21 protein-coding genes and 1 riboswitch are annotated in these 20,966 nt (G+C 64.9%); of the genes, 13 read left to right on the top strand and 8 right to left on the bottom strand.

All coding sequences use genetic code 11. The features are described from left to right. Positions 1 to 136: 136 nt before the first annotated feature. Positions 137 to 303: riboswitch (FMN riboswitch) on the bottom strand. Between the two features lie 169 nt (positions 304 to 472). Both NCR34_RS22410 and NCR34_RS22415 read left to right on the top strand, forming a co-directional pair. Further along, positions 473 to 931, top strand: a complete 459-nt coding sequence (locus NCR34_RS22410; protein WP_250501064.1) for a MarR family winged helix-turn-helix transcriptional regulator — start codon at positions 473 to 475, stop codon at positions 929 to 931. Between the two features lie 33 nt (positions 932 to 964). Then, entirely contained in the window at positions 965 to 1,897 is a 933-nt protein-coding gene (locus NCR34_RS22415) for a LysR family transcriptional regulator (protein ID WP_248323579.1), read from the top strand. A 4-nt stretch (positions 1,898 to 1,901) separates the two neighbouring features. Here NCR34_RS22415 and NCR34_RS22420 read toward each other — a convergent pair whose 3' ends face one another. Together NCR34_RS22420 and NCR34_RS22425 are read right to left on the bottom strand one after the other, a co-directional pair. After that, positions 1,902 to 2,138: a tautomerase family protein gene (locus NCR34_RS22420; protein WP_248323578.1), complete on the bottom strand. Its 237-nt coding sequence runs from the start codon at positions 2,136 to 2,138 to the stop codon at positions 1,902 to 1,904. Positions 2,139 to 2,162: 24 nt separating this feature from the next. Then, positions 2,163 to 2,870, bottom strand: coding sequence for an SDR family NAD(P)-dependent oxidoreductase (locus NCR34_RS22425; protein ID WP_248323577.1), 708 nt, complete (start codon positions 2,868 to 2,870; stop codon positions 2,163 to 2,165). A 270-nt stretch (positions 2,871 to 3,140) separates the two neighbouring features. Here NCR34_RS22425 and NCR34_RS22430 point away from each other — a divergent pair, with 270 nt between their 5' ends. After that, positions 3,141 to 3,557: an organic hydroperoxide resistance protein gene (locus NCR34_RS22430; protein WP_248323576.1), complete on the top strand. Its 417-nt coding sequence runs from the start codon at positions 3,141 to 3,143 to the stop codon at positions 3,555 to 3,557. A gap of 22 nt (positions 3,558 to 3,579) precedes the next feature. Here NCR34_RS22430 and NCR34_RS22435 read toward each other — a convergent pair whose 3' ends face one another. Together NCR34_RS22435 and NCR34_RS22440 are read right to left on the bottom strand one after the other, a co-directional pair. Beyond that, complete coding sequence (locus tag NCR34_RS22435) at positions 3,580 to 4,062, bottom strand: GNAT family N-acetyltransferase (RefSeq protein ID WP_248323575.1); 483 nt, start codon at positions 4,060 to 4,062, stop codon at positions 3,580 to 3,582. A 65-nt stretch (positions 4,063 to 4,127) separates the two neighbouring features. Beyond that, positions 4,128 to 5,033 carry a LysR family transcriptional regulator gene (locus NCR34_RS22440; RefSeq protein WP_241270080.1) on the bottom strand — a complete coding sequence of 302 codons (906 nt, stop codon included), beginning with the start codon at positions 5,031 to 5,033 and terminating at the stop codon, positions 4,128 to 4,130. Positions 5,034 to 5,197: 164 nt separating this feature from the next. Here NCR34_RS22440 and NCR34_RS22445 point away from each other — a divergent pair, with 164 nt between their 5' ends. From NCR34_RS22445 to NCR34_RS22465, 5 genes are all read left to right on the top strand, one after another. After that, positions 5,198 to 6,772 (top strand): UxaA family hydrolase, encoded by a 1,575-nt coding sequence (locus tag NCR34_RS22445; RefSeq protein WP_250501065.1) that lies wholly within the window; start codon positions 5,198 to 5,200, stop codon positions 6,770 to 6,772. A 57-nt stretch (positions 6,773 to 6,829) separates the two neighbouring features. Beyond that, entirely contained in the window at positions 6,830 to 7,753 is a 924-nt protein-coding gene (locus tag NCR34_RS22450) for a dihydrodipicolinate synthase family protein (protein WP_248323573.1), read from the top strand. A gap of 67 nt (positions 7,754 to 7,820) precedes the next feature. After that, positions 7,821 to 9,125, top strand: a complete 1,305-nt coding sequence (locus tag NCR34_RS22455; RefSeq protein ID WP_248323572.1) for an MFS transporter — start codon at positions 7,821 to 7,823, stop codon at positions 9,123 to 9,125. Between the two features lie 24 nt (positions 9,126 to 9,149). Further along, a complete protein-coding gene (locus NCR34_RS22460) occupies positions 9,150 to 10,385 on the top strand; it encodes an alpha-hydroxy acid oxidase (RefSeq protein WP_250501066.1) in 1,236 nt (411 codons plus the stop codon). A 26-nt stretch (positions 10,386 to 10,411) separates the two neighbouring features. Further along, entirely contained in the window at positions 10,412 to 11,338 is a 927-nt protein-coding gene (locus NCR34_RS22465; protein ID WP_250501067.1) for an NAD(P)-dependent oxidoreductase, read from the top strand. 15 nt (positions 11,339 to 11,353) lie between these two features. Here the strand turns inward: NCR34_RS22465 and NCR34_RS22470 are convergent, their stop codons facing one another. Continuing rightward, positions 11,354 to 12,289, bottom strand: a complete 936-nt coding sequence (locus NCR34_RS22470; protein ID WP_248323569.1) for a GGDEF domain-containing protein — start codon at positions 12,287 to 12,289, stop codon at positions 11,354 to 11,356. A gap of 158 nt (positions 12,290 to 12,447) precedes the next feature. After that, positions 12,448 to 12,828: a hypothetical protein gene (locus tag NCR34_RS22475; protein ID WP_248323568.1), complete on the bottom strand. Its 381-nt coding sequence runs from the start codon at positions 12,826 to 12,828 to the stop codon at positions 12,448 to 12,450. Between the two features lie 299 nt (positions 12,829 to 13,127). Between NCR34_RS22475 and hpnI the strand changes: the two genes are divergently transcribed. The 5 genes from hpnI to NCR34_RS22500 are packed head-to-tail and all read left to right on the top strand — an operon-like array spanning position 13,128 to position 18,510. After that, positions 13,128 to 14,381: a bacteriohopanetetrol glucosamine biosynthesis glycosyltransferase HpnI gene (gene hpnI / locus NCR34_RS22480; protein WP_248323567.1), complete on the top strand. Its 1,254-nt coding sequence runs from the start codon at positions 13,128 to 13,130 to the stop codon at positions 14,379 to 14,381. Positions 14,382 to 14,400: 19 nt separating this feature from the next. Continuing rightward, positions 14,401 to 15,825 carry a hopanoid biosynthesis associated radical SAM protein HpnJ gene (gene hpnJ / locus NCR34_RS22485; RefSeq protein ID WP_248323566.1) on the top strand — a complete coding sequence of 475 codons (1,425 nt, stop codon included), beginning with the start codon at positions 14,401 to 14,403 and terminating at the stop codon, positions 15,823 to 15,825. A gap of 4 nt (positions 15,826 to 15,829) precedes the next feature. After that, the gene (gene hpnK, locus NCR34_RS22490; RefSeq protein WP_248323565.1) at positions 15,830 to 16,669 is read left to right on the top strand and encodes a hopanoid biosynthesis-associated protein HpnK; all 840 of its coding nucleotides are present in this window, start codon (positions 15,830 to 15,832) and stop codon (positions 16,667 to 16,669) included. Next, positions 16,669 to 17,694, top strand: coding sequence for a lysylphosphatidylglycerol synthase domain-containing protein (locus NCR34_RS22495; protein WP_248323564.1), 1,026 nt, complete (start codon positions 16,669 to 16,671; stop codon positions 17,692 to 17,694). The genes hpnK and NCR34_RS22495 overlap by 1 nt, the downstream gene beginning before the upstream one ends. A 51-nt stretch (positions 17,695 to 17,745) precedes the next feature. Continuing rightward, positions 17,746 to 18,510: a COG4705 family protein gene (locus NCR34_RS22500; protein WP_250501068.1), complete on the top strand. Its 765-nt coding sequence runs from the start codon at positions 17,746 to 17,748 to the stop codon at positions 18,508 to 18,510. Between the two features lie 4 nt (positions 18,511 to 18,514). Here the strand turns inward: NCR34_RS22500 and NCR34_RS22505 are convergent, their stop codons facing one another. Continuing rightward, a complete protein-coding gene (locus tag NCR34_RS22505) occupies positions 18,515 to 19,954 on the bottom strand; it encodes an aldehyde dehydrogenase family protein (RefSeq protein ID WP_248323562.1) in 1,440 nt (479 codons plus the stop codon). Positions 19,955 to 19,967: 13 nt separating this feature from the next. Beyond that, the gene (locus NCR34_RS22510; RefSeq protein WP_250501069.1) at positions 19,968 to 20,891 is read right to left on the bottom strand and encodes a LysR family transcriptional regulator; all 924 of its coding nucleotides are present in this window, start codon (positions 20,889 to 20,891) and stop codon (positions 19,968 to 19,970) included. Between the last annotated feature and the right edge of the window lie 75 nt (positions 20,892 to 20,966).

Below are 20,966 nucleotides of genomic sequence, written 5' to 3' on the forward strand. Positions count from 1 at the left end.
AACCCCCACCCCGACCCCACCGAGGCGCCCGCCGCGCCCGGCAACTCCCCCCCAAAAGGGTGGGGGGGGGGGGGGGGGGGGGGGGGGGGGGGGGGGGGCGCCCCCCCCCCCCCCCCCCCCCCCCCCCCCCCCACCGTCCTGTTCTCTTTCATCCGGACTATACCGTCGGCCCCGGAATCCAACCGGGTCTGCCGACATCGCCCAATTCCATCTTTCGATGATCCTGGCCGAGCGGCTCGCGGGCTACGTCCGCATGGGACGATTACCGCCGGTGGGGAATTGCACCCCGCCCCGAGAACGTGTCCTTCGTATGATCGAAGAACGCAGGTACGGTAACACGACGCGAAGCCGCTGCGCGGAATTCCCCGTCTCGTTCGAGGTTTAATGCAGGGTTAACGCGGGATTCGACGGAAGCGATTCCATCGCGCGCGATCTATAATGCCTGCATCGAAGTCTCGCTCCGGAGAGCATCATGAAATCGACGGAATCGTCGTCTTGCGCACCGTCGCTGTCGAACTTTCTGTGCTTTGCCGTGTACTCGGCGAATCTCGCGTTCGGCAAGGCGTACAAGCCCATTCTCGAAGAACTCGGCCTGACCTACACGCAGTACATCACCATCATCGCGCTGTGGGAAGAAGACGATCAGACCGTCGGCAGGCTCGGCGAGAACCTCTTTCTCGAATCCAACACACTGACGCCGATTCTGAAAAAGCTCGAAGCGATGGGCTACGTACAAAGACAGCGCGACCCCGCAGACGAGCGCCAGGTGCGCGTGAGTCTGACCAGGGAAGGCCGCCGGCTGCGGGAAAAGGGCGGCAAGATGGATCTCGTCGCAGCCACCGGTCTCAAGCCCGCCGAATTCGTGAAGGTCCAGAAGGCGATCGTCACGCTGCGCGAGAACCTCATCCGCTCAGTCAACGAAACGGCCTGACATAGCGCCGGCGCTAACCGGAAAAGAGCACGCATGCAACGAAGGTTCGACGACCTGCTGCTCGGCAGTATCGAGCTCTTCTGCCTCGCTGCCGAGCTAGAGAGCTTCACGCTCGCCGCGAATGCCGCGAGCGTGAATCCGGCCGCGGTGAGCCGGTCGGTCGCGCGGCTCGAAGAGCGCCTCGGCGTACGGCTTTTCGTGCGCACGACACGGCAGATCCGCCTGACCGATTCCGGCCGGCGTTACTACGAACGCTGTCGGCAAGCGCTCGGCGAACTGGTCGATGCCGAACGCGAAGTGACAGGGCAACAAACCACGCCCGCGGGCGTGCTGCGCATCAGCATGCCGACGCCGTACGGGCATTACCGCGTGTTGCCGCTGCTGCCTGCGTTTCGCGAGCGCTATCCGGACGTCAGCATCGAGACGCATCTGAGCAACCGCAACATCGAATTCGCGGACGACGGCTTCGATCTCGCGATACGCGGCCGCGCGCCGGACGATTCCTCGCTCATTGCCCGCAAGCTCGAAGACGCGGAGATGGTCGTCGTAGCGACGCCTGCGTATCTGAAGCGCAAGGGCGTGCCCGAGTCGCCCGGCGATCTTGCAGCGCACGAGTGCATTCAGTTCGAGCGGCCGAGCAGCGGGCGCAATATCGCCTGGACGTTTCGCGATGCATCGGGCGACACCGATATCGTCACGCGAGGCGCCTATGGCTCGTCGGGAGACGCGCTCGCGGGCGTCACGCTCGCGCGAGCGGGCGCGGGCCTCTTTCAGACGTACCGCTTCATCGTCGAAGAGGACCTGCGCGCGGGGCGCCTCGTCGAAGTGCTCTCCGGCTACCGCAGCACGCGTCCGTTCATCCTGCTGTATCCGCACGCGCGCCACCTGTCGTCGCGCGTCAGGGTGTTCGTCGACTTTCTCTTCGAACACCTGCCGCGCGCACGCGCCGATCGCGCGCCGAAGTAGAGCGTCATCCGGCCTTGTCCGCGAGCTTCTTGCGGTAGTCCTGCACCGGCAGTCCGCCCCAGCCCCAGTTTTCCAGCTCCACTTCCTCTATCACGACGAACGTCGCTTCGAGCGGCTTGTGCAGCACGTCGAGCAATAGCTGGCTTGCGCCCGCGATCAGCCGCGCCTTTTCTTCGGCGGTAATCGCATTCGCGCCGGGCTGCGTGCCTTCGCGCGTGACCTGAATGGTGACGATAGGCATATCAGACTCCTGTGAAATGACGACTCAATGCCCCGCGCTCTGGCCGCCATCGACGTGCAGGATCTCGCCCGTGACGAACGGGGCATCGTCGAGAAAGAGGATCGCATTGACCACGTCGCTCATCTCGCCCATGCGGCCCACCGGATGCAGCGCCGACAACGCGGCGTGCGTCTCTTCGGGGTGCATCGGCGATTTGATCACGCCCGGCGATACCGCGTTCACCCGCACGCCCGAACGAGCGTACTCGATGGCGAGCGATTTCGTCGCCGCGTTCAGGCCGCCTTTCGTGAGCGAAGCGAGCACCGAAGGCACGCCGCTGATCGGGTGATCGACGAGGCTCGTCGTCACCGTGACGATATGCCCGCTGCCCGCTTCCTGCATCTGCGCGATGACGCGCTGCGTGATGTGAAAGAAGCCGTCCACGTTCACGCGCTGGATCGCTGCGTAGTCTTCCGGCGTGTATTGCGTGAACGGCTTGGCGATAAAAATGCCCGCGTTGTTGACCAGCGTGTCGATGCGCCCGAATCGTTCGATGGCGGTCGCGACGATGCGCTCGGCCGTGCCGGCATCGGCGATATCGCCGGCAATGGTGACCAGATTTTCGTCGGCTGATTCGCCGATGGAACGCGAAGTCGCAATGACACGATGGCCGCGTTCGCGAAAAGCCTTCACGGTTTCGGCGCCGATGCCTTGCGACGCGCCTGTGACGATGACCACTTTGCCTGCATTCATGATGAGCCTCTGACGGTGTGAGTGTGTCGGCTGTCTTGCCGTTCGAATCGACGGATCCGATGGAGGCTCACTGTAGGCGCGCGCCGCCGCGCCGCGAACACCCACGGCGGACAAACACTATTGCGTATGGGGAACAAGAGGAACGAGAGGCGGCTATTGCCGGCTTAAGCAAAAGCAATTGACACCCCCGAACCGATCAAGCAGTATGGCGCAACCGATTAGATCGCATGCGATCTAAATAGCGGCCTTCCATTCATTGAGGAAAACATCATGTCCAAGATCGAAAAAGTGCTGTACACGGCAAAGACCCACACGTCCGGCGGGCGCGACGGCACGGCGCGCAGCTCCGACGGCCGCCTGGACATCGACTTGTCGTCGCCCGGCAGCGCGGGCAAGGGCACCAACCCGGAGCAACTCTTCGCGGCGGGCTGGTCGGCGTGTTTCATCGGCGCAATGGGGCTCGCGGCGCGCAAGCTGAAGATGACACTGCCGCCTGACTTGTCCGTGGACGCGGAAGTGGATCTCGGCATGACAGGCGACGCCTACTTGCTCGGCGCGCGCCTGAACGTGAGCCTGCCCGGCGTGCAACCCGACGTGGCGCGCGCGCTCGTCGATGCTGCTCACGAAACCTGCCCGTATTCGAAGGCGACGCGCGGCAACATCGAAGTAGAGATCAACCTCGTCTGAGCGAGGCGCGGCGGGTACCGCGCTAATCAGCTTTGACGCCGATGGTCTTCTCGAAGCAGCAGGCGTCGGGCTGATGAACGTAGATGCCGTAACGGCCAGTCGGCGTGAAGCCGTTACGCTGATAGAACTCAATGGCGCGCCGGTTGAACGAGCGCGTTTCGAGCAGCAGCGTGTGATAGCCGACCGCGGCCGCATCCGCTTCGAGCTGCGACAGAATCGCCTTGCCCACGCCGCGCGTATTCGGCCTGCTGTAAATGCGTTTGAGTTCGGCCACCCCGTAATCGAAGCGCCGGAACGCGCCGCATCCGAGCGCGAGACCCTGCGTGGTTCGCGCGACGACGAATGCGCCGCGCGCCGAACACGCATCTTCCGGGGAGAAGCGGCTCTGGCCGCCGTCGCCGGAAAACACGGCGAGCATGGCGCTCAGTTCGTCGAGCAGGGACTGCGCTTCCAGCGACCACGGGTCTTCACGTCGGACAAGAATGGCTGTCTCAAAGGGCGTCACGGCGGGGGCTCCTCGGCTTGTCTACAGTGGCCCGGACGAGTCGAGCAAACCCCGGTCCCGCCGTCTTATGAGGCGTTCGAAACGCGCGTTCGGCTGGTGAGCAGCGCGATGAAGCGTTCGGCCATCGGCGAGAGCACGCCGGTCTTGCGCGTCACGATGCCGTACGTCTGCGAAGGCGAGCGCAACGTCACCGGAAGAATGCGCAGCATCTTGTGCTGCGCGAAGAAGTTCGCGATATCGGTGGGCAGCACGGACACGAGGTCCTTGCTCTGATTGAGCAGCGCGACCGTGACGAACGTGGATGCGGTCGAGATCGTGTTGGCGGGCATGGCGACGCCCGCGAGGTCCATCTCGCGTTCCAGCAGTTCGCGCAATGGCATCTGGCTCGGGTACGTGACCCAGCGGCAATGCGCGAGATCGCGCATCTCCACGTGGCTGCGCGACTTCGTCGCATGCCGGTAGCCGACCACCACCGAGAGCGGCTCGTCGGCGAGCTTCCAGTAGCGGTATTTCGAAGGCTGTTCGCTGACCGCCGATCTGCCGATCACGAGATCGAGAACCCCTTCATCGAGTTGCAGCAGCATGCGCGCGCTCGTGTCCTCGACGATTTCCACCGACACATGCGGCTGGTCCGCGTGCAACGCATCGAGCGCGGGCACGACGACAGCCGGAATCGCGCCCATGATCGCGCCGATGGCAAGACGTCCGCCGCGCCCCGACTGAATCTCCGCGATGTCCTGACACAAGAGCGTCAAGTCCGTGGTCAGGAGCCGCGCGTATTGAATGACGCGATGCCCGTACTGATTCGGCAGCATGCCGCTCGCCGAGCGCTCGAAGAGGGGCGTGTCGAATAGCGCCTCCAGTTCATGCAACGCCTTGCTCGCCGCCGATTGCGTGACGGCCAGCACCGCCGCGGCCTTGTGCAGCGACTTGTGTTCGTCGAGCGCAATCAGCAATTGAAGCTGTTTCATTCTGAGTCTCGACAGCAGCATCTGGACCGTGTTCATCGGCGAGTCGCGGGGCAAGTAGGAGAAGTGATCGGGGGATGGAAACAATTCAATATACATGCCGCGTCCGGCAACCGTATAGTCGGTCTCGGAGACGACACTCGAGAAACCCGTCACGGGTTCACATCATGCAGAACGCAAGCCAGAACAGCACTGGCCCGCTCGACGAAGCCCGGCCACGATCCCCCGTTATTCGCCTGCACCGTGACGACGACGTCGTCATCGCGCGAGAGCAGCTCGTCGGCGGGGCGCGGCTCCCCGACGAAGACATCACCGTATCCGGACTGATTCCGCCGGGCCACAAGATGGCGACGCGCGCCATCGATGAAGGTGAAGCCGTGCGGCGCTACGGCCAGATCATCGGCTTCGCGAGCCGCGCCATTGCGCCGGGCGAGCACGTTCACACGCATAACGTGGCGATGGGCGAATTCGATCGCGACTACGCGTTCAGCGCAAGCGCCCGCGCCACGCAATACGCGAAGACGCCCGCCACGTTCGACGGCATCGTGCGTCCGGACGGCCGCGTGGCGACGCGCAATTACATCGGCATTCTGACCTCGGTCAACTGCTCGGCGACCGTCGCCCGCGCAATTGCCGATCACTTTCGCCGCGACACGAACCCCGCGAGCCTCGCAGCTTATCCGAACGTGGACGGCGTCGTCGCGTTGACACACGGCGCGGGCTGCGCGGTGGATCCCGAAGGCGAAGGGCTCGCCATGCTGCAGCGAACGCTCGGCGGCTATGCGACGCATGCGAACTTCGCGGGCGTCCTCGTGATCGGCCTCGGCTGCGAGACGAACCAGATTTCGCGCATTCTGGAAACGCAGGGCCTCACCGAAGCGCCGTTTCTCCAGACGTTCAGCATCCAGGAAACCGGCGGCACCGCGAAGACGGTCGCGCACGGCATCGAGGTGGTGAAGGGCATGCTCGCTTCCGCGAACCGCGTGGAGCGCCAGCCGGTGCCGGCATCGCACCTGATCGTCGGACTGCAATGCGGCGGCTCGGATGGCTATTCGGGCATCTCCGCGAATCCCGCGCTCGGCGCAGCGGTGGACTTGCTCGTGGCGCACGGCGGCACCGCGATTCTCTCCGAAACGCCCGAGATCTACGGCGCGGAGCATCTCCTCACGCGCCGCGCGATCAATCGCGAGGTCGGCGAAAAGCTCGTCGCGCGCATTCACTGGTGGGAAGACTATTGCGCGCGCAACCGCGCCGCGATGAACAACAATCCGTCGGCGGGCAACAAGGCCGGCGGCTTGACCACCGTGCTCGAAAAGTCGCTCGGCGGCATCGCGAAGGCGGGCAATACGAATCTCGTCGAAGTGTACGAGTACGCGCAGCGCGTAGATGCGAAGGGCCTCGTGTTCATGGATACGCCCGGCTACGACCCGATCTCCGCGACAGGGCAGGTGGCAGGCGGCGCGAACCTCATCTGCTTCACGACGGGACGCGGCTCGGCCTACGGCTGCGCGCCGTCGCCTTCGCTCAAGATCGCGACGAACGACGCGCTCTGGAACCGCCAGCAGGAAGACATGGACCTGAACTGCGGCCCGATTTTGAGCGGCGAGAAGAGCATCGAGGAAATGGGCGAAGCCCTCTTCAAGCTGATGCTCGACACGGCATCGGGCAAGCGCACCCGCAGCGAGATTCACGGCTACGGCCAGAACGAATTCGTGCCCTGGCAAATCGGCGCGATCACCTGAAGGCGCATGGAAGTCCGGTTATCCCGTACTCAACCCTTAACCATCGCATTCCTAACTATGAATAATACGACCTCATACCGCGGTGTCTTTCCCGTCGTTCCGACGATTTTCGACGAGGCGGGACAACTGGACCTCGAAGGCCAGAAGCGCTGCGTCGACTTCATGATCGATGCCGGTTCCAACGGCCTGTGCATTCTCGCGAACTTCTCCGAGCAATTCGCGTTGTCCGATGAAGAGCGCGACACGGTGATGCGCGTGGTGCTGGAGCACGTGGCCGGCCGCGTGCCGGTGATCGTCACGACGACGCACTTCAGCACCGACGTCTGCGCGCGCCGCAGCCGCGCCGCGCAGGATGCGGGCGCCGCGATGGTCATGATGATGCCGCCGTATCACGGCGCGACCATCCGCGTGACCGAGAAGGGCATCTACGAGTTCTTCGGCAAGGTGTCGGATGCGATCGGCATTCCGATCATGATTCAAGACGCGCCGGTGGCGGGCACGCCGCTCTCCGCGCCGTTTCTCGCACGCATGGCGCGTGAGATCGAGAACGTCGCGTACTTCAAGATCGAAACGGCGCAGGCTGCCTCGAAGCTGCGCGAGCTGATCGAACTCGGCGGCGACAGCGTCGTGGGTCCGTGGGACGGCGAAGAAGCCATCACGCTGATGCCCGACCTCGAAGCGGGCGCGACCGGCTCGATGACAGGCGGCGGCTATCCGGACGGCATCCGCAAGATCGTCGATGCCTACGTGAGCGGCGACAAGGAACAGGCAGCATTGCTCTATCAGCAGTGGCTTCCGCTCATCAACTACGAGAACCGCCAGTGCGGACTCGCGGCCTGCAAGATCCTGATGAAGGAAGGCGGCGTGATCGGCTCGGACGCGGTGCGTCACCCGTTTGCGTCTGTGCACCCGAAGACGCGCGAAGGCTTGCTCGAAGTCGCGCGCCGGCTCGATCCGCTGGTGCTGCGCTGGGGCCACTGAAGCACTCAAGCATGACGAGCGAGCGATTCCGCTCGCCTGAAATATAAGACTGGTTAGGAGACGGACAATGGATGTGTCGAGCAGTAGTCGTGTGCAAGCCGTGAAGATGACGAATGTGCGGTGGAAGATTTTCCTTCTGCTGCTGATGCTCGTGTCCATCAACTATATCGACCGTGCGGCGCTTTCGGTGGCGATGCCCGCCATCTCGCAGGAGTTCGACCTGACGCCGGAACGGCAGGGTCTCATCTTGAGCTCCTTTTTCTGGACCTATCTGTTCATGCAGGTTCCGTCGGGCATGCTGGCGGACCGCCTGAAGCCGCGCGCGCTGATCGCGGTCGCGACCGTCGGCTGGGGCTTCTTTCAGGCGCTCGGCGCGCTCAGTACCGGCTGGTTCCTGTTGTTGCTGACGCGCTTGGGCCTCGGCGTGACGGAAGCGCCGATCTATCCGGGCGGCGGCAAGCTGAATGCACTGTGGCTTACGCAGAACGAGAAGACGCGCGGCGCGGCGCTGCTGGATGGCGGCAGCGCGCTCGGTTCGGGCGTCGGCGCGATCGTCGTGGCAACACTGATGACGTTGCTCGGCTCGTGGCGCGCGGCGTTCGTGGTCGCGGGCGTCGGCACGATCCTGTGCGGCGTGTGGGCGTGGTGGTATATCCGCAATACGCCGCGCGAGCATCCGTCGATCAGCGAGGAAGAGGCCGCGTACATCGAACGCGCGCACGCCGAGGAAGACGCGAACGAGCCGAAGGTCGCGGCGGGCGGATCGCTGTTTCGCTTCTTCGCGTACCGGTCGGTGTGGGGCATGTGCCTGAGCCATACCTGCACCAACCTGATCTTCTTCGGGCTGATGACGTGGCTGCCGACGTACCTCTTCAAGGTCCACGGCTTCGATCTGAAGTCGCTGGGCGGCGCGACGTTCCTGATCTTCTTCTGCGGCTTCGTGGGCGAAGTGCTCGGCGGTCAGCTCGCCGACAAGTGGAAGGCGTCGGGCGCGAGTGCGAACGTCGTGTATCGCTCGATGATGATCATCGGCGCGGCGGCCGTCGCGTTGTCGATGCTCGGCGTCGCCTTCGTGAAGACACCGTTCCTCGTCGTGACCCTGCTGTGCGTCGCGCTCTTCTTCCTGCGCTGGAACGGCGGCTGCAACTGGGCGACGCCCGCGATGCTCGCGACGCGCGCGCGCACTGGCACGCTCAACGGCATCATGAACTTCGTCGGCAATATCGCGGGGATCTTCGTGCCGATCTTCATCGGCTATATCGTGCAGACGACGGGCTCGTATTTCCTCGCGTTGATGTTCTTCGTGGCGGTGGCCGTGTTCCAGGTGGTGTCGGTACTCAACATCAACTATCAACGCAAGCTGCCGGTATAAGCAGAAACGAGCAGGAGAGCAGTCGTGCAACGTCGTCTTTATACGGGTAACGATCCGCGCCGCGCGCACAGCATCGAGGAGCTTCGCGGCATGGCGCAGCGGCGCGTGCCCAACTTCTGTTTCGAGTACGTGGAAGGCGGCGCGGAAGAGGAAGCCACGCTGCTGCGCAATCGCTCGGTGTTCGCGGATATCGCTTTCAGGCCGCGCTCGCTCGTGGATGTGTCGAAGCGGGACATCGGCATCGATCTCTTCGGGCGGCGCAGCGCTGCGCCGTTCATGATCGGGCCGACGGGTTTCAGCGGTCTGCTCTCGCGCGAAGGCGATATCACGCTTGCAAGCGCGGCGGCTGCCGCAGGCATCCCGTTCATTCTCAGCAATGCCTCGACGGTGCCGCTCGAACGCGTGGTGGCGAGCGCTGGCGGGCGCGCGTGGATGCAGGTCTACATGTATCGCACGCGGGACTTCGTCGCGAAGCTCGCCGAACGCGCGAAGCAAGCGCAAGTCGAGGCGCTCGTCGTCACCACCGACAGCGCGATCTATGGCAAGCGTGAATGGGACTTGCGCAACTACGCGCGTCCGCTGAAGCTCGATCTGCGCAATACGCTCGACGTGCTCGCGCATCCGCGCTGGATGATGGATGTGCTCTGGCCCGGCGGCATGCCGAAGTTCGCGAATCTCGGCGATCTGCTGCCGCCCGGACAAGACAGCGTGCGCGGCGCGGCCTCGGCGCTCGCGAAGGAACTCGATCCTTCGCTGTCGTGGAACGATATCCGCTGGCTGCGTGATCGCTGGCCGGGACGCCTCATCATCAAGGGGCTCATTCATCCGGAAGACGCGGCGCGCGCCGTGTCCGTGGGCGCGGACGGCATCGTGCTATCGAATCACGGCGGGCGGCAACTCGACGGATCGGTGGCGGCGCTGGAAGTGCTGCCCGAAGTCGTCGCCGAAGTGAACGGGCGTCTCGCCGTGATGCTCGATGGCGGCTTCCGGCGCGGCTCCGACATCGTGAAGGCGATGGCGCTCGGCGCGGATGCGGTACTCCTCGGTCGCGCGACGACGTGGGGTCTCGCGGCGGGCGGTCGCGCGGGCGTGGACCGCGCCATCGAGATATTGAAGACGGAAGTGGATCGCGTTATCGGTCTACTGGGTTGCAAAAGCATGGCCGAACTGGACACGCGCTATCTGCAATGGACCCGGCGCAACGCAGAGCCGATACAGGCACGCGCGCCGCAACCGATGCAGGAAGCTGTCACCCTCTAAGCGTAACGTCAAAGGACACGAACAACATGAGCCTGAACGAAACGGCATCTGCCGCGCGCATCGAACGCGTCGGCATGATCGGATTGGGACTGATGGGCAGCGCCATCGCCTCGCAGGTCATGAAGAAGGGATTCAAGCTCTCGGTGGTGGGGCACCGCAGCCGTCAGGCGCTCGAAGAACTGGTCGCGCAAGGCGCGACCGAACTCGGCAGCGCCGCCGAACTCGCGCGCAACGTCGATGTGGTGATCGTATGCGTCACGGGCACGCCGCATGTGCGCGATGCCGTGTTTCGCGAAGACGGCCTGCTCGCGGGCGCGCACGACGGTTTGATCGTGATCGACAGCACGACGGCCGATGCGGATTTCGCCGCCGAGGCGGCCAGCGCATTCGCCGAGAAGGGCGCGGCGTTCCTCGATGCGCCCGTGAACCGCACGCCGAAGGAAGCGCGCGAGGGCCGGCTCAACGTGCTGGTAGGCGGCGATGCAGCGGTGCTGGAACGCGTGCGGCCGCTCATGGCTGCGTACGGGGAGACGGTGCATCATCTGGGCGCGCACGGATCGGGCTATCGCGCGAAGCTCATTCACAACTTCATTGCGCAGGCGAACGGCGCGATTCTCGCTGAAGCGTTCGGCACGGCCGCGAAAGCGCAGTTGAACCTGCATGAATTCGCGGCGGTGTGCCGTCTGAGCGGCGCGCATAGCAAGACTTTCGACCGCATCGTGCCGTATCTGCTCGAAGGCGACGACAGCGGACAACAGTTCGCAATCCGAAATGCCGCGAAAGACATGCGCTCGTATAGCCAGCTTGCGGCCTCGTATTCATCGACCGCGATACTCGCCGAAGCCGTGCGCCAGATCTACGTGCTCGGCATCAACCTCGGCCACGGCGACGAATACGTGCCGCACATGTTCGACGTCGTTGCCGAGTTGAACGGCAAGAAACAAAACGGCTGACAGATTGCGGCGGGCTTACTCGCCGAAGCCGCTTTCGGCCAGCAGGTCCGCCATGCTGCGATGAAGCGCCGGATCGAACTGCGTCTGCCGCACGTTAAAGCCGATCGCGTAACCACGATGCACGCGCGCTTCCCGTTGACGCAGCGTGTGGCGCAGCCGTTCGATCAAGTCGTCGGTGTCCTCGGCGCTCGTGTCGGTGAGCAGCACGGCGAACTCGTCGCCGCTCAGTCGCGCGATCACGTCGCTCTCGGCGAGCACATCGCGCAGCACGTCGGAGAAGGTCTGTAACGCGCGGTCTCCTTCGGCGTGCCCGTAGGTATCGTTGATCTCGCGAAACCCGTCCAGGTCGATCAGAAGCAGCGTGGCCTCGCGCGCGAGCCGCTTGCAAACGTTCAGCGTATGTTGCGCGAGCGTCTCGAAGCCGCGTTGGTTGGACAGCAGCGTGAGTTCGTCGATGGTCGCGAGTTGCAGCGCGGCCATTTCCTGTTCCGCCATGCGGCCGAGGTCGCGCAAGAGCCGGCGGTCTTCCTCGCCGAACGCGCGCGGCTGCTGGTCGATGAGACACAGCGTGCCGAGCTTCGCGCCATTGGGCAGGCTGAGCGGATAGCCCGCATAAAAGCGGATGAACGGCGGGCCGACGACGAGCGGATTGTCGTCGAAGCGCGCGTCGGCGCGGGCATCGGGCACGATCAACACGTCGCTGCCGCCGATGGCATGTGCGCAGAACGAAACATCACGCGGTGTTTGACGCGTCTTGAGGCCGGTGCATGACTTGAACCACTGGCGATTTTCGTCGACGAGACTCACCAGCGCGATGGGCACGTCGAACAGGCGTTTGGCGAGCCGCGTCAGGCGGTCGAAGCGCTCTTCGGGCGCGGTATCGAGGATATTCAGTGCGCGCAGGGCGGCGATGCGCTCGCTTTCGTTCGCAGGCTTGATAGGGACAAGCATCGGTGTCGGCAACGACTTGCGGATGCCCGGGCGGGCGGGAGAACTTCAGATTATTCTACCCGCTGACGGCTTCTATCGAGACCCCGACAAAACGAACATGCGTTACGCCAGCGCGGCGCGAACCGCGCTGGCCTGATGCATGGAAGCGAACGCGCGTCTTACCATCCGCCGCGCGATCCGCCGCCGCCCGGCGAAGGCGTGTTCTGCGGACTCGTCACGCCGGAGGACATGTTGCGCGTCGCGCCCGGCGGCTGCATGCCGCCCCTGCCCGGCGCTGCGTTCATGGTGCCGTCATTCGCGCCGCCGATGCCGCCGCCGCGCGTCATGCCGGCGCCGTCGCTCGGCCCCGATGTGTTCGCGCCGGTCGCGCCGGACAGTCCGTTGACGCCGTTCGTCCCCGTGCCCGCGCCGCTCGTTCCGCCCACGGCCCCGCCCGCCGCGCCGCCGATCATGCCACCACCCGCGCCGGCCGCGCTGGCGACATTCACGCCGCCTGTCAGTGCGATCAGAAGCGCAGTCACTGCAAGTCTCGATTTCATTTCGAATCTCCCACTGGATGCATACGGGAGCATTGCGCGCAAGCGTCGTGCCGCGATCAGGCACGCGAACGGCTGACTCATTATTGCCTGATATCGGTCACACGCAGCCGCTGTTACTTAAGCATTGCATAAGCTTGAGCCACGCACTATATCCCGCTGAGTCCGCCGATTTCGCTCAGACGAAAGGCATCCCGTGAAGCCGCTCAGGCGGTGCCGAGTTCAACCACGCCTACCGGTCATTCAATGGTCACTGCCGCCATGCGACGATCCGTACTTCACTCAATGCGGCCGAGACACGCATGACAGCGCATCTCATTCCCGTATGGATGTGGCTGGTCATTGGCCTGTGTGTCGCGGCGACCTGTCATGCGGCGCTCGCTGCGCTTCTGCACGGCGGCCGGCGCACCGCAGTGGCGTTGCAAAGCGACGATCCCACGAGCGCCGATTGCACGAGCGCCGATCACGTCGCGCCGGTCAGCATCCTGAAGCCGCTATGCGGCGCGGAGCCCCGTCTCTACGCGAACCTTCAAACGTTTTGCGCGCAGACTCATCCCTCATATCAACTCCTGTTCGGCGTCGCGCACGCGTCGGATGCCGCGGCGAGTGTCGTGCGGCGGCTCGCGCGGGCTTACCCCGAGCGCGACATCGAACTCGTCATCGACGCAACGCCGCATGGCAGCAACCGCAAGGTCGCGAATCTCATCAATCTGTCGCGACACGCGAAGCATGATGTGATCGTGATCGCGGACAGCGATATCGCGGTGCAACCGGACTACCTGATGCGCGTGACCGCGCCGCTTGCCGACCCGGGCGTGGGCGTCGTCACGTGCCTTTATCGGGCGCGCTGCGTCGGCGGCATGTGGGCGAGACTCGGCGGCCTCTTCATCGACGAATGGTTCGCGCCGTCCGTGTATGTCGCGAACGCGCTCGGCTACGGGCGCTTCGGCTTCGGCGCGACGCTCGCGCTGACACGCGAGACGCTTCAGAAGATAGGCGGCCTCGAAGCCTTGCGCGACTGCCTCGCCGACGATTTCTGGCTCGCCGAGCGGGCGCGCGTCATCGGCTTGCGCACGGTGCTGTCCGATGTCGTCGTCACGACCGATGTCATCGAGGACGATTTCGCTTCATTGTGGCGGCGCGAGACGCGCTGGCTACGCACCATCCGTTCGATCAATCCCTTGGGTTTCGCTTTCTTGTGCATTACGTTTGCATCGCCGTGGCTTCTGGCGAGCGCGATTCTCGGCTTTTCTTTCGACACGAGCGGCACGGACCTCGCACAATCCACTGCTGATGCTATCGTCGATATCAGCACGTCGCTCGGTATCAGCGCGCGCCTCTTGCTGCACTCGCGCAGCGCGCGGTCGTGGGGCGCGTTCTGGCGCGACCTGCCGCTCATTCCACTGCGCGACGCGCTGATGTGGCTCGCCTGGTTCGCTGCGCTGTTCGGTTCGAGCGTGATGTGGCGCGGCGTGCGCGTGCCGCTCGATGCGTCGGCCGCGAAGCGCGATGCGTACGAAACCAGCTCGTCCGACAGCCCATACGACCCGTCATGAATTCACAGGACTTCGCATCATGAAGCAGACGCTCTTTCTTCAGGCCCCGTCCTTCGACGGCTTCGACGGCGGCGCGGGATCGCGCTACCAGGCCAAGCGCGAGATACGCTCGTTCTGGTATCCGACGTGGCTTGCTCAGCCCGCCGCCCTCGTGCCGCAAAGCCGCGTGCTCGACGCGCCCGCCGACGGCCTGTCCGTCGAGGAAACGCTCGCGATCGCCGCGCAATACGACCTCGTCATCATCCATACGAGCACGCCGTCCTTTCCGACCGATGCGCTCTTCGCCGAGCATCTGAAAGAACGCAAGCCGTCGGTGCTGATCGGCATGGTCGGCGCGAAGGTGGCGGTCGATCCGCATAATTCGCTGACCGCGAGCGAAGCGATCGACTTCGTATGCCGCGAGGAATTCGACTACACCTGCAAGGAAGTCGCCGAGGGCCTGCCGTTCGCGTCGATCAAGGGGCTGTCGTGGCGCAACGAGGACGGCTCGATCGAGCATAACGAAGCGCGCCCGATCCTCGAAAACATGGACGAGCTGCCGTTCGTCGCGCCCGTCTACAAACGCGATCTGAACATCAAGAACTACTTCATCGGCTATCTGAACTATCCGTATGTGTCCATCTATACGGGGCGCGGGTGCCGTTCGCGCTGCACGTTCTGCCTGTGGCCGCAGACGGTGGGCGGGCATCGCTATCGCGTGCGTTCGGTCGAGAACGTACTCGAAGAAGTGAAGTGGATTCGCGACAACATGCCGGAAGTAAAGGAGATCATGTTCGACGACGACACGTTCACCGATTTCAAGCCGCGCGTGGAAGAGATTGCCCGCGGTCTGGGCAAGCTCGGCGTGACGTGGTCGTGCAACGCGAAGGCCAACGTCCCGTATTCGACGTTGAAGATCATGAAGGAAAACGGCCTGCGGCTCTTGCTCGTGGGCTATGAATCCGGCGACGACCAGATTCTGCTCAACATCAAGAAGGGCTTGCGAACCGACATCGCGCGGCGCTTCGCGGACGATTGCCGCAAGCTCGGCATCAAGGTGCACGGCACGTTCATTCTCGGCTTGCCGGGCGAAACGAAAGAGACAATCGAGAAAACGATTCGGTATGCGAAGGAGATCAATCCGCATACGATCCAGGTTTCGCTCGCCGCGCCTTATCCGGGCACGACGCTCTATCAGCAGGCTGTCGATAACGGCTGGCTCGCCGAAAACAAGGTCATCAATCTCGTCAGCAAGGAAGGCGTGCAGCTTGCGGCGATCGGCTATCCGCACCTGTCGCGCGAGGACATCTATCACGAGCTCGAACGCTTCTACAAGCGGTTCTATTTCCGCCCGTCGAAGATCTGGGAGATCGTGCGCGAAATGCTGACGAGCTGGGACATGATGAAGCGCCGCTTGCGCGAAGGGGTGGAATTCTTCCGCTTCTTGCGGGCGCACGAGGCGTGAGCGCATGCGAGCGTTGATCGTCACCGCCGACGACTTCGGCCTGCACGAGCGCGTCAACGAGGCGGTGATCCGCGCGCATCGCGAAGGCGTCCTCGCGTGCGCGAGCCTGATGGTCGCGGCACCCGCCGCGCGCGACGCCGTCGAGCGCGCGCGGCAGTGTCCGTCGCTTCGCGTGGGACTGCATGTGGTGCTGGCCGATGGACTCTCGACGCTCGGCGCGTCGCGGATTCCCGCGTTGACCGACGAAAGCGGATGGATGCGCGATGCGCCGCTGAAAGACGGCCTTCGCTATGCGTTGCTTCCCCATGTGCGCCGTCAGCTTGCCGAGGAAATCCGCGCGCAGTTCGACGCGTTTCGCGCGACCGGGCTGGCGCTCGACCACGTGAACACGCACAAGCATCTGCATGTGCATCCCGTGGTGCTTTCGCTGATACTCTCGATCGGCCGCGAATACGGCATGCGCGCGATGCGCCTGCCATCGGAGGCGAGCGCCCCGTTGTGGCTCAAGCCGTGGATGGCGCTGACGCGCCGGCGTCTCGCGCGCGCGGGAATCGCGCATAACGACTACGTGGTCGGCATGGCGCAGACGGGGCGCCTGGACGAAGCCGCGTGGCTCGCCGCGCTCGCCGGCATCGACGCGAACGATGGGCGAGTCGGCGAGATCTACTGTCATCCTGCGGTGGCGGGCGATACGCCGATCACGGCTTCGATGCGCGACTACCGGCACGCCGACGAACTCGACGCGCTTCTGTCGCCGCGCGTGAGCCAGGCGCTCGCGGCGGCGCGTGCGCGCGGCGTCGCGCTTGGCGGCTTCTCCGACGTATTCGGCGCGGGGCGCGCGTGATGTCGCTACGCAAGGCCGCCGCCACGGCGTGGCCGGGCGTGCTCGCGCTCATCTTGGCAACCGTGATCGTCTACACGCTGCGCGAGAGCATTGGTCACGCGAGCCAGCGGATCATGCACGCATGGCTGCCGTTGCTTCTGCTCGTGCTGTATCGCGCGTTGCCGCTCGCGCTCGATGCGCTCGGCTGGTGGATTCTGCTTGCGCGCGCCGTGCCGTACCGCTTCGTATGGTGGATTGCGACGGTACGCGATGGCGTGAGCCGCCTGCTGCCGGTCGCGAGCGTGGGCGGCGAAGTGGTCGGCGTGCGGCTCGCCTGCTGGAAGCTGCGCGATTCGTCGGCGGTCATCGCGTCGGTGATCGTCGAAGTGCTCGCCACGTTAGGCATGCAGGCGATATTCGCGATTTTCGGCATTGCGGCGCTTGCGCATTCGGTCGCGTTGCATCGCGCGTTGTGGCCGCTGGCAGCGGCGAGCGCGGCGACGCTCGCGGCGCTCGCCGCATGCGCCTGGTGGCTGCGCCGCGGCGCGCCGTTCGATGTGCTGATGGCGCTTGCGCGGCGCGTGCTCGGCCACAGTCCGCTGTTGCGCGCGGGCCATTCGCGACGGCTCGATGCCGCCCTGCGCGCGCTCGCGCAACGTCCGCGCGCGTGGCTCGCCGCGCTCGCGTGGCAACTCGCGGGGCAGGCCGCGGGCGCGCTCGAGAATTTCTTCGCGCTCTGGGCGATGGGCGTGCCCGTGACGCTCTCCGATGCCGTCGCCATCGAAGCCGTTGCGCAAATTGCGCGGCATGTGGCCTTTTTCGTGCCGCTCGGCGTCGGCGTGCAGGATGCCGCCATCGTGCTGACGAGCCAGCTCGCCGGCATCGGCACCGAGGCGGCGCTGTCGCTCGCGCTCGTCAAGCGCATGCGCGAAGTGCTGTCGGGCGGGCTCGCGCTCGCATCGTGGCTCGTCGCCGAGCGCGTGCGCCGCGCGCACGGCACGACGAAAAGCGCCGCGCGCGAGGATCGCGCGAACTTGTCGGCGTAACGCCGAGTCGCTCCAATAATACTGCAACACATGAAACAGGAAGGTGTCCTAATGAAAAGTGAATCCAAAGTTCCACACATCACGCTCTTCTTCTGGATCGTGAAGATTGCCGCGACGACACTCGGCGAAACGGGCGGCGATTGGGTGTCCATGTCGCTCAATCTCGGCTATCTGATCGGCTCGGCGATCTTCGCGTTGTTGTTCGTCGGGTTCGTGACGGCGCAGGTGAAGGCGCGCGGCTTTCACCCGATTCTCTACTGGGCCACCATCGTCGCGACGACGACGCTCGGCACCACGCTCGCCGACTTCGCCGACCGTTCGCTCGGCCTCGGCTATCCGGGCGGCGTGGCGATCGTCTCCGCATGCCTGGTGTTGAGCCTCGCGGTGTGGTATCGCGTGGAAGGCAGCGTGTCGGTGGACACCGTGAACACGCCGCGCGTCGAATGGTTCTATTGGGTGACGATCCTCTTTTCGCAAACGCTCGGCACGGCCCTCGGTGACTGGATCGCAGGTGACGACCGCGGCGGCCTCGCGCTCGGGTACGAAGGCGGCGCGCTCCTGTTCGGCGGACTGCTCGCGTGCGTCGCGGCGCTGTACTTCTGGACCGCGCTGTCCCGCACGCTGTTGTTCTGGGCGGCGTTCGTCCTGACGCGGCCGCTCGGCGCGACGCTCGGCGACTTCTTCGACAAACCAGTCGCGCAGGGCGGTCTCGCGATGAGCCGCCTGTGGGCGTCGTTGATTCTGCTGGCGTTCATGGCCGTCTGCGTCGCATGGATGACGAAGGCGCAGGCGCGCGAACGCCGATCGCTTTCGTAGCGTGTCAGCGCAACGGAGCAATGCCTTCCGCGACACCGGACGGCATGCAGATATGCTTGATCTCGGTGAAGTCGGCGAGCGCGTCGTAGCCATGCAGACGCCCGAGGCCGCTTTGCCGGTAGCCGCCGGTTTCCGCTTCCGCGAAGAGCTTGTTGTGGTCGTTGATCCAGACCGTGCCGTTGCGCAGTGCACGCGCCATGCGAAAGGCGCGCGGGCCGTCTTGCGTCCACACGCTCGCTGACAGGCCGAAGACCGTGTCATTGGCCTTCGCGAGCGCTTCCTGCTCGCTCTCGAACACTTCCAGCGTGACGAACGGCCCGAAGATCTCGTCCTGGCAGAAGAACGCCTTCGGGTCGCCGTGCTCGACGAGCGTCGGCGAAAGAAACGCGTGACCGGAGCGTGCGCCGCGCAACAGCACGCGATCCGCCACGTCGCATGCGCGTTCGATGGTGCGGTCCACCGAATCGCGCGTGGGCGCATCGATGAGCGCGCCGATATCCGTCGCCGGATCGATGCCGGGCCCCACGTTCAGCGCGGCGAGCGCGCCCGCGAGATGCTCGCGCATGTCGGCCGCGCGCGACGCATGCACCAGCACGCGACGCGCGGCCGTGCATTGCTGACCGGAGATGATGGTTGCGGCGCGCGCGAGACGCGGCGCGATCGCGGCGATGTCGGCATCGTCGAACACCAGGCAGCACGACTTGCCGCCGAGTTCGAGCGAGAGCTTCTTCATACTGTCCGCCGCTGCGGCCATGATCTTCTTGCCCGTCGCGGTCGATCCCGTGAAGCTCACCACGTCCACGCCGTGCGAATCCGCGAGCCGCTGACTGGCGGCGTGCGCCTGTTCGTTCACGAGATTGACAGCGCCCTTGGGCAACGCGGTGTGCTCGAAGCAGCGTAGCATCGCGGCCGTGACGAGCGACGTCTGCGAGGCCGGCTTCACGACCGCCGTGCAGCCTGCCGCGAGCGCGGGCGCGAGCGAGCGCACGAGCAGCACGGCCGGCGCGTTCCACGGCACGATGATCGCCGCGACGCCAGCGGCTTCGCGCAGCATCGTGGAGAGGGTGCCCGGTTCCGGTTCGAGCACGTGACCCGCGATATGCCGCGCGAGCCCCGCGTAATAGCGCACCTCTGATATAGCGCCCGCGATCTCGCCGCGCGATTGCGCAATCGGCTTGCCGTTCTCGCGCGTGAGCAGCGTCGCGAGCGAATCGCGCTGCTGTTCGAGCGCCGTGGCCCACGCGAGCAGCACGTCCTGGCGCAAGCGCGCGTCCTGCGCCCACGTCGTGCGGTCGAACACATGGCGCGCGGCGGCGATGGCGGCGTCCGCTTCGTGCGCGCCGCCGTCGGCGTATTGGCCGATGGCTTCGCCCGTCGCGGGGTCGATGCTGTCGAGCGTGGGCGTGCCGGTCCATTCGCCGCCGATCCAGTGCAATGCGTTCATCGTGTTCGTTCCTTCATTCGGTTAGTGTATCGGACACCGAAGTATTCAATGCTTGGTGCAGTTCGTCGCCGATGATCGCGATCAACGCCTCGGCTGCCGCGCTCAACGGCCGGCGCGGATGACTCACGCACACGATATGGCGCACGATGCGCGGCGCGAGAATCGGGCACGCGCGCAAGGTGCCGTGCCGCGCGGCGCGTTCCACCACGATGCGCGGAAGAATCGTCGCAAAGCGCGTGTGCTCGACGAGCTTGAGAATAGTGGAGAGCACGTCGATCTCAAAGCGCGGCGCGAGCAGCACGTCTTCATGTTGCGCGGCGCTGTCGAGCACGCCGCGCAGACCGTGGCGCTTGGTCGGCAGCACGAGTTCGAGTTCGGGCAACTGCGCCAGTTCGATCGCGTGCGGCAAGTCGGGGCCGTGCACGGCGCTCGTCGCGAGCACCATCTCTTCGTCCAGCAGCGGGCGCGAATCGAGCGAAAGACGCGCGCGCGGCTTGTTGATGATCGCCGCATCCAGTTGGCCGCCCGCCACCCAGTCGATGAACGTCGCGCTGTAGCCATCGGCGACGGTCACTTCGACATCCGGATAACGCGCATGAAAACGCGAGAGCGAGTCGGCGAGCACGCTCTCCGTGACCGACGCGATCAGGCCGATGCCCACGTGCCCCGTCACGACTTCATCGCGCTGCACGAGTTGCTGCCGCGCGTGCGCGAGGTCGCGCATGATCGGTAGAAAGAGGCGATACATGAGCCGTCCCGCCGCGGTCGGCGCCATGCCGTGCGCGCCACGTTCGAAGAGTTGCTGATGCAGTTCGTCTTCGAGCTTGGCGATCTGCATGCTCAACGCGGGCTGCACGATGTTGAGCCGTTTAGCCGCGCGCGTGACCGATCCGTCTTCGAAGAGCGCGATGAAGTACTGGATTTGCTTGAGGTCCATCTGATCCCATCCTCATCAGCAACGCTAATAGGCCTGCGTCGAGTTATCACTATGCGTCAAACGCGGCCTGAGTGC

The sequence above is a fragment of the Caballeronia sp. GAWG1-5s-s genome, from assembly GCF_023631445.1.
In the GTDB taxonomy this organism is placed as follows: Bacteria; Pseudomonadota; Gammaproteobacteria; order Burkholderiales; family Burkholderiaceae; genus Caballeronia.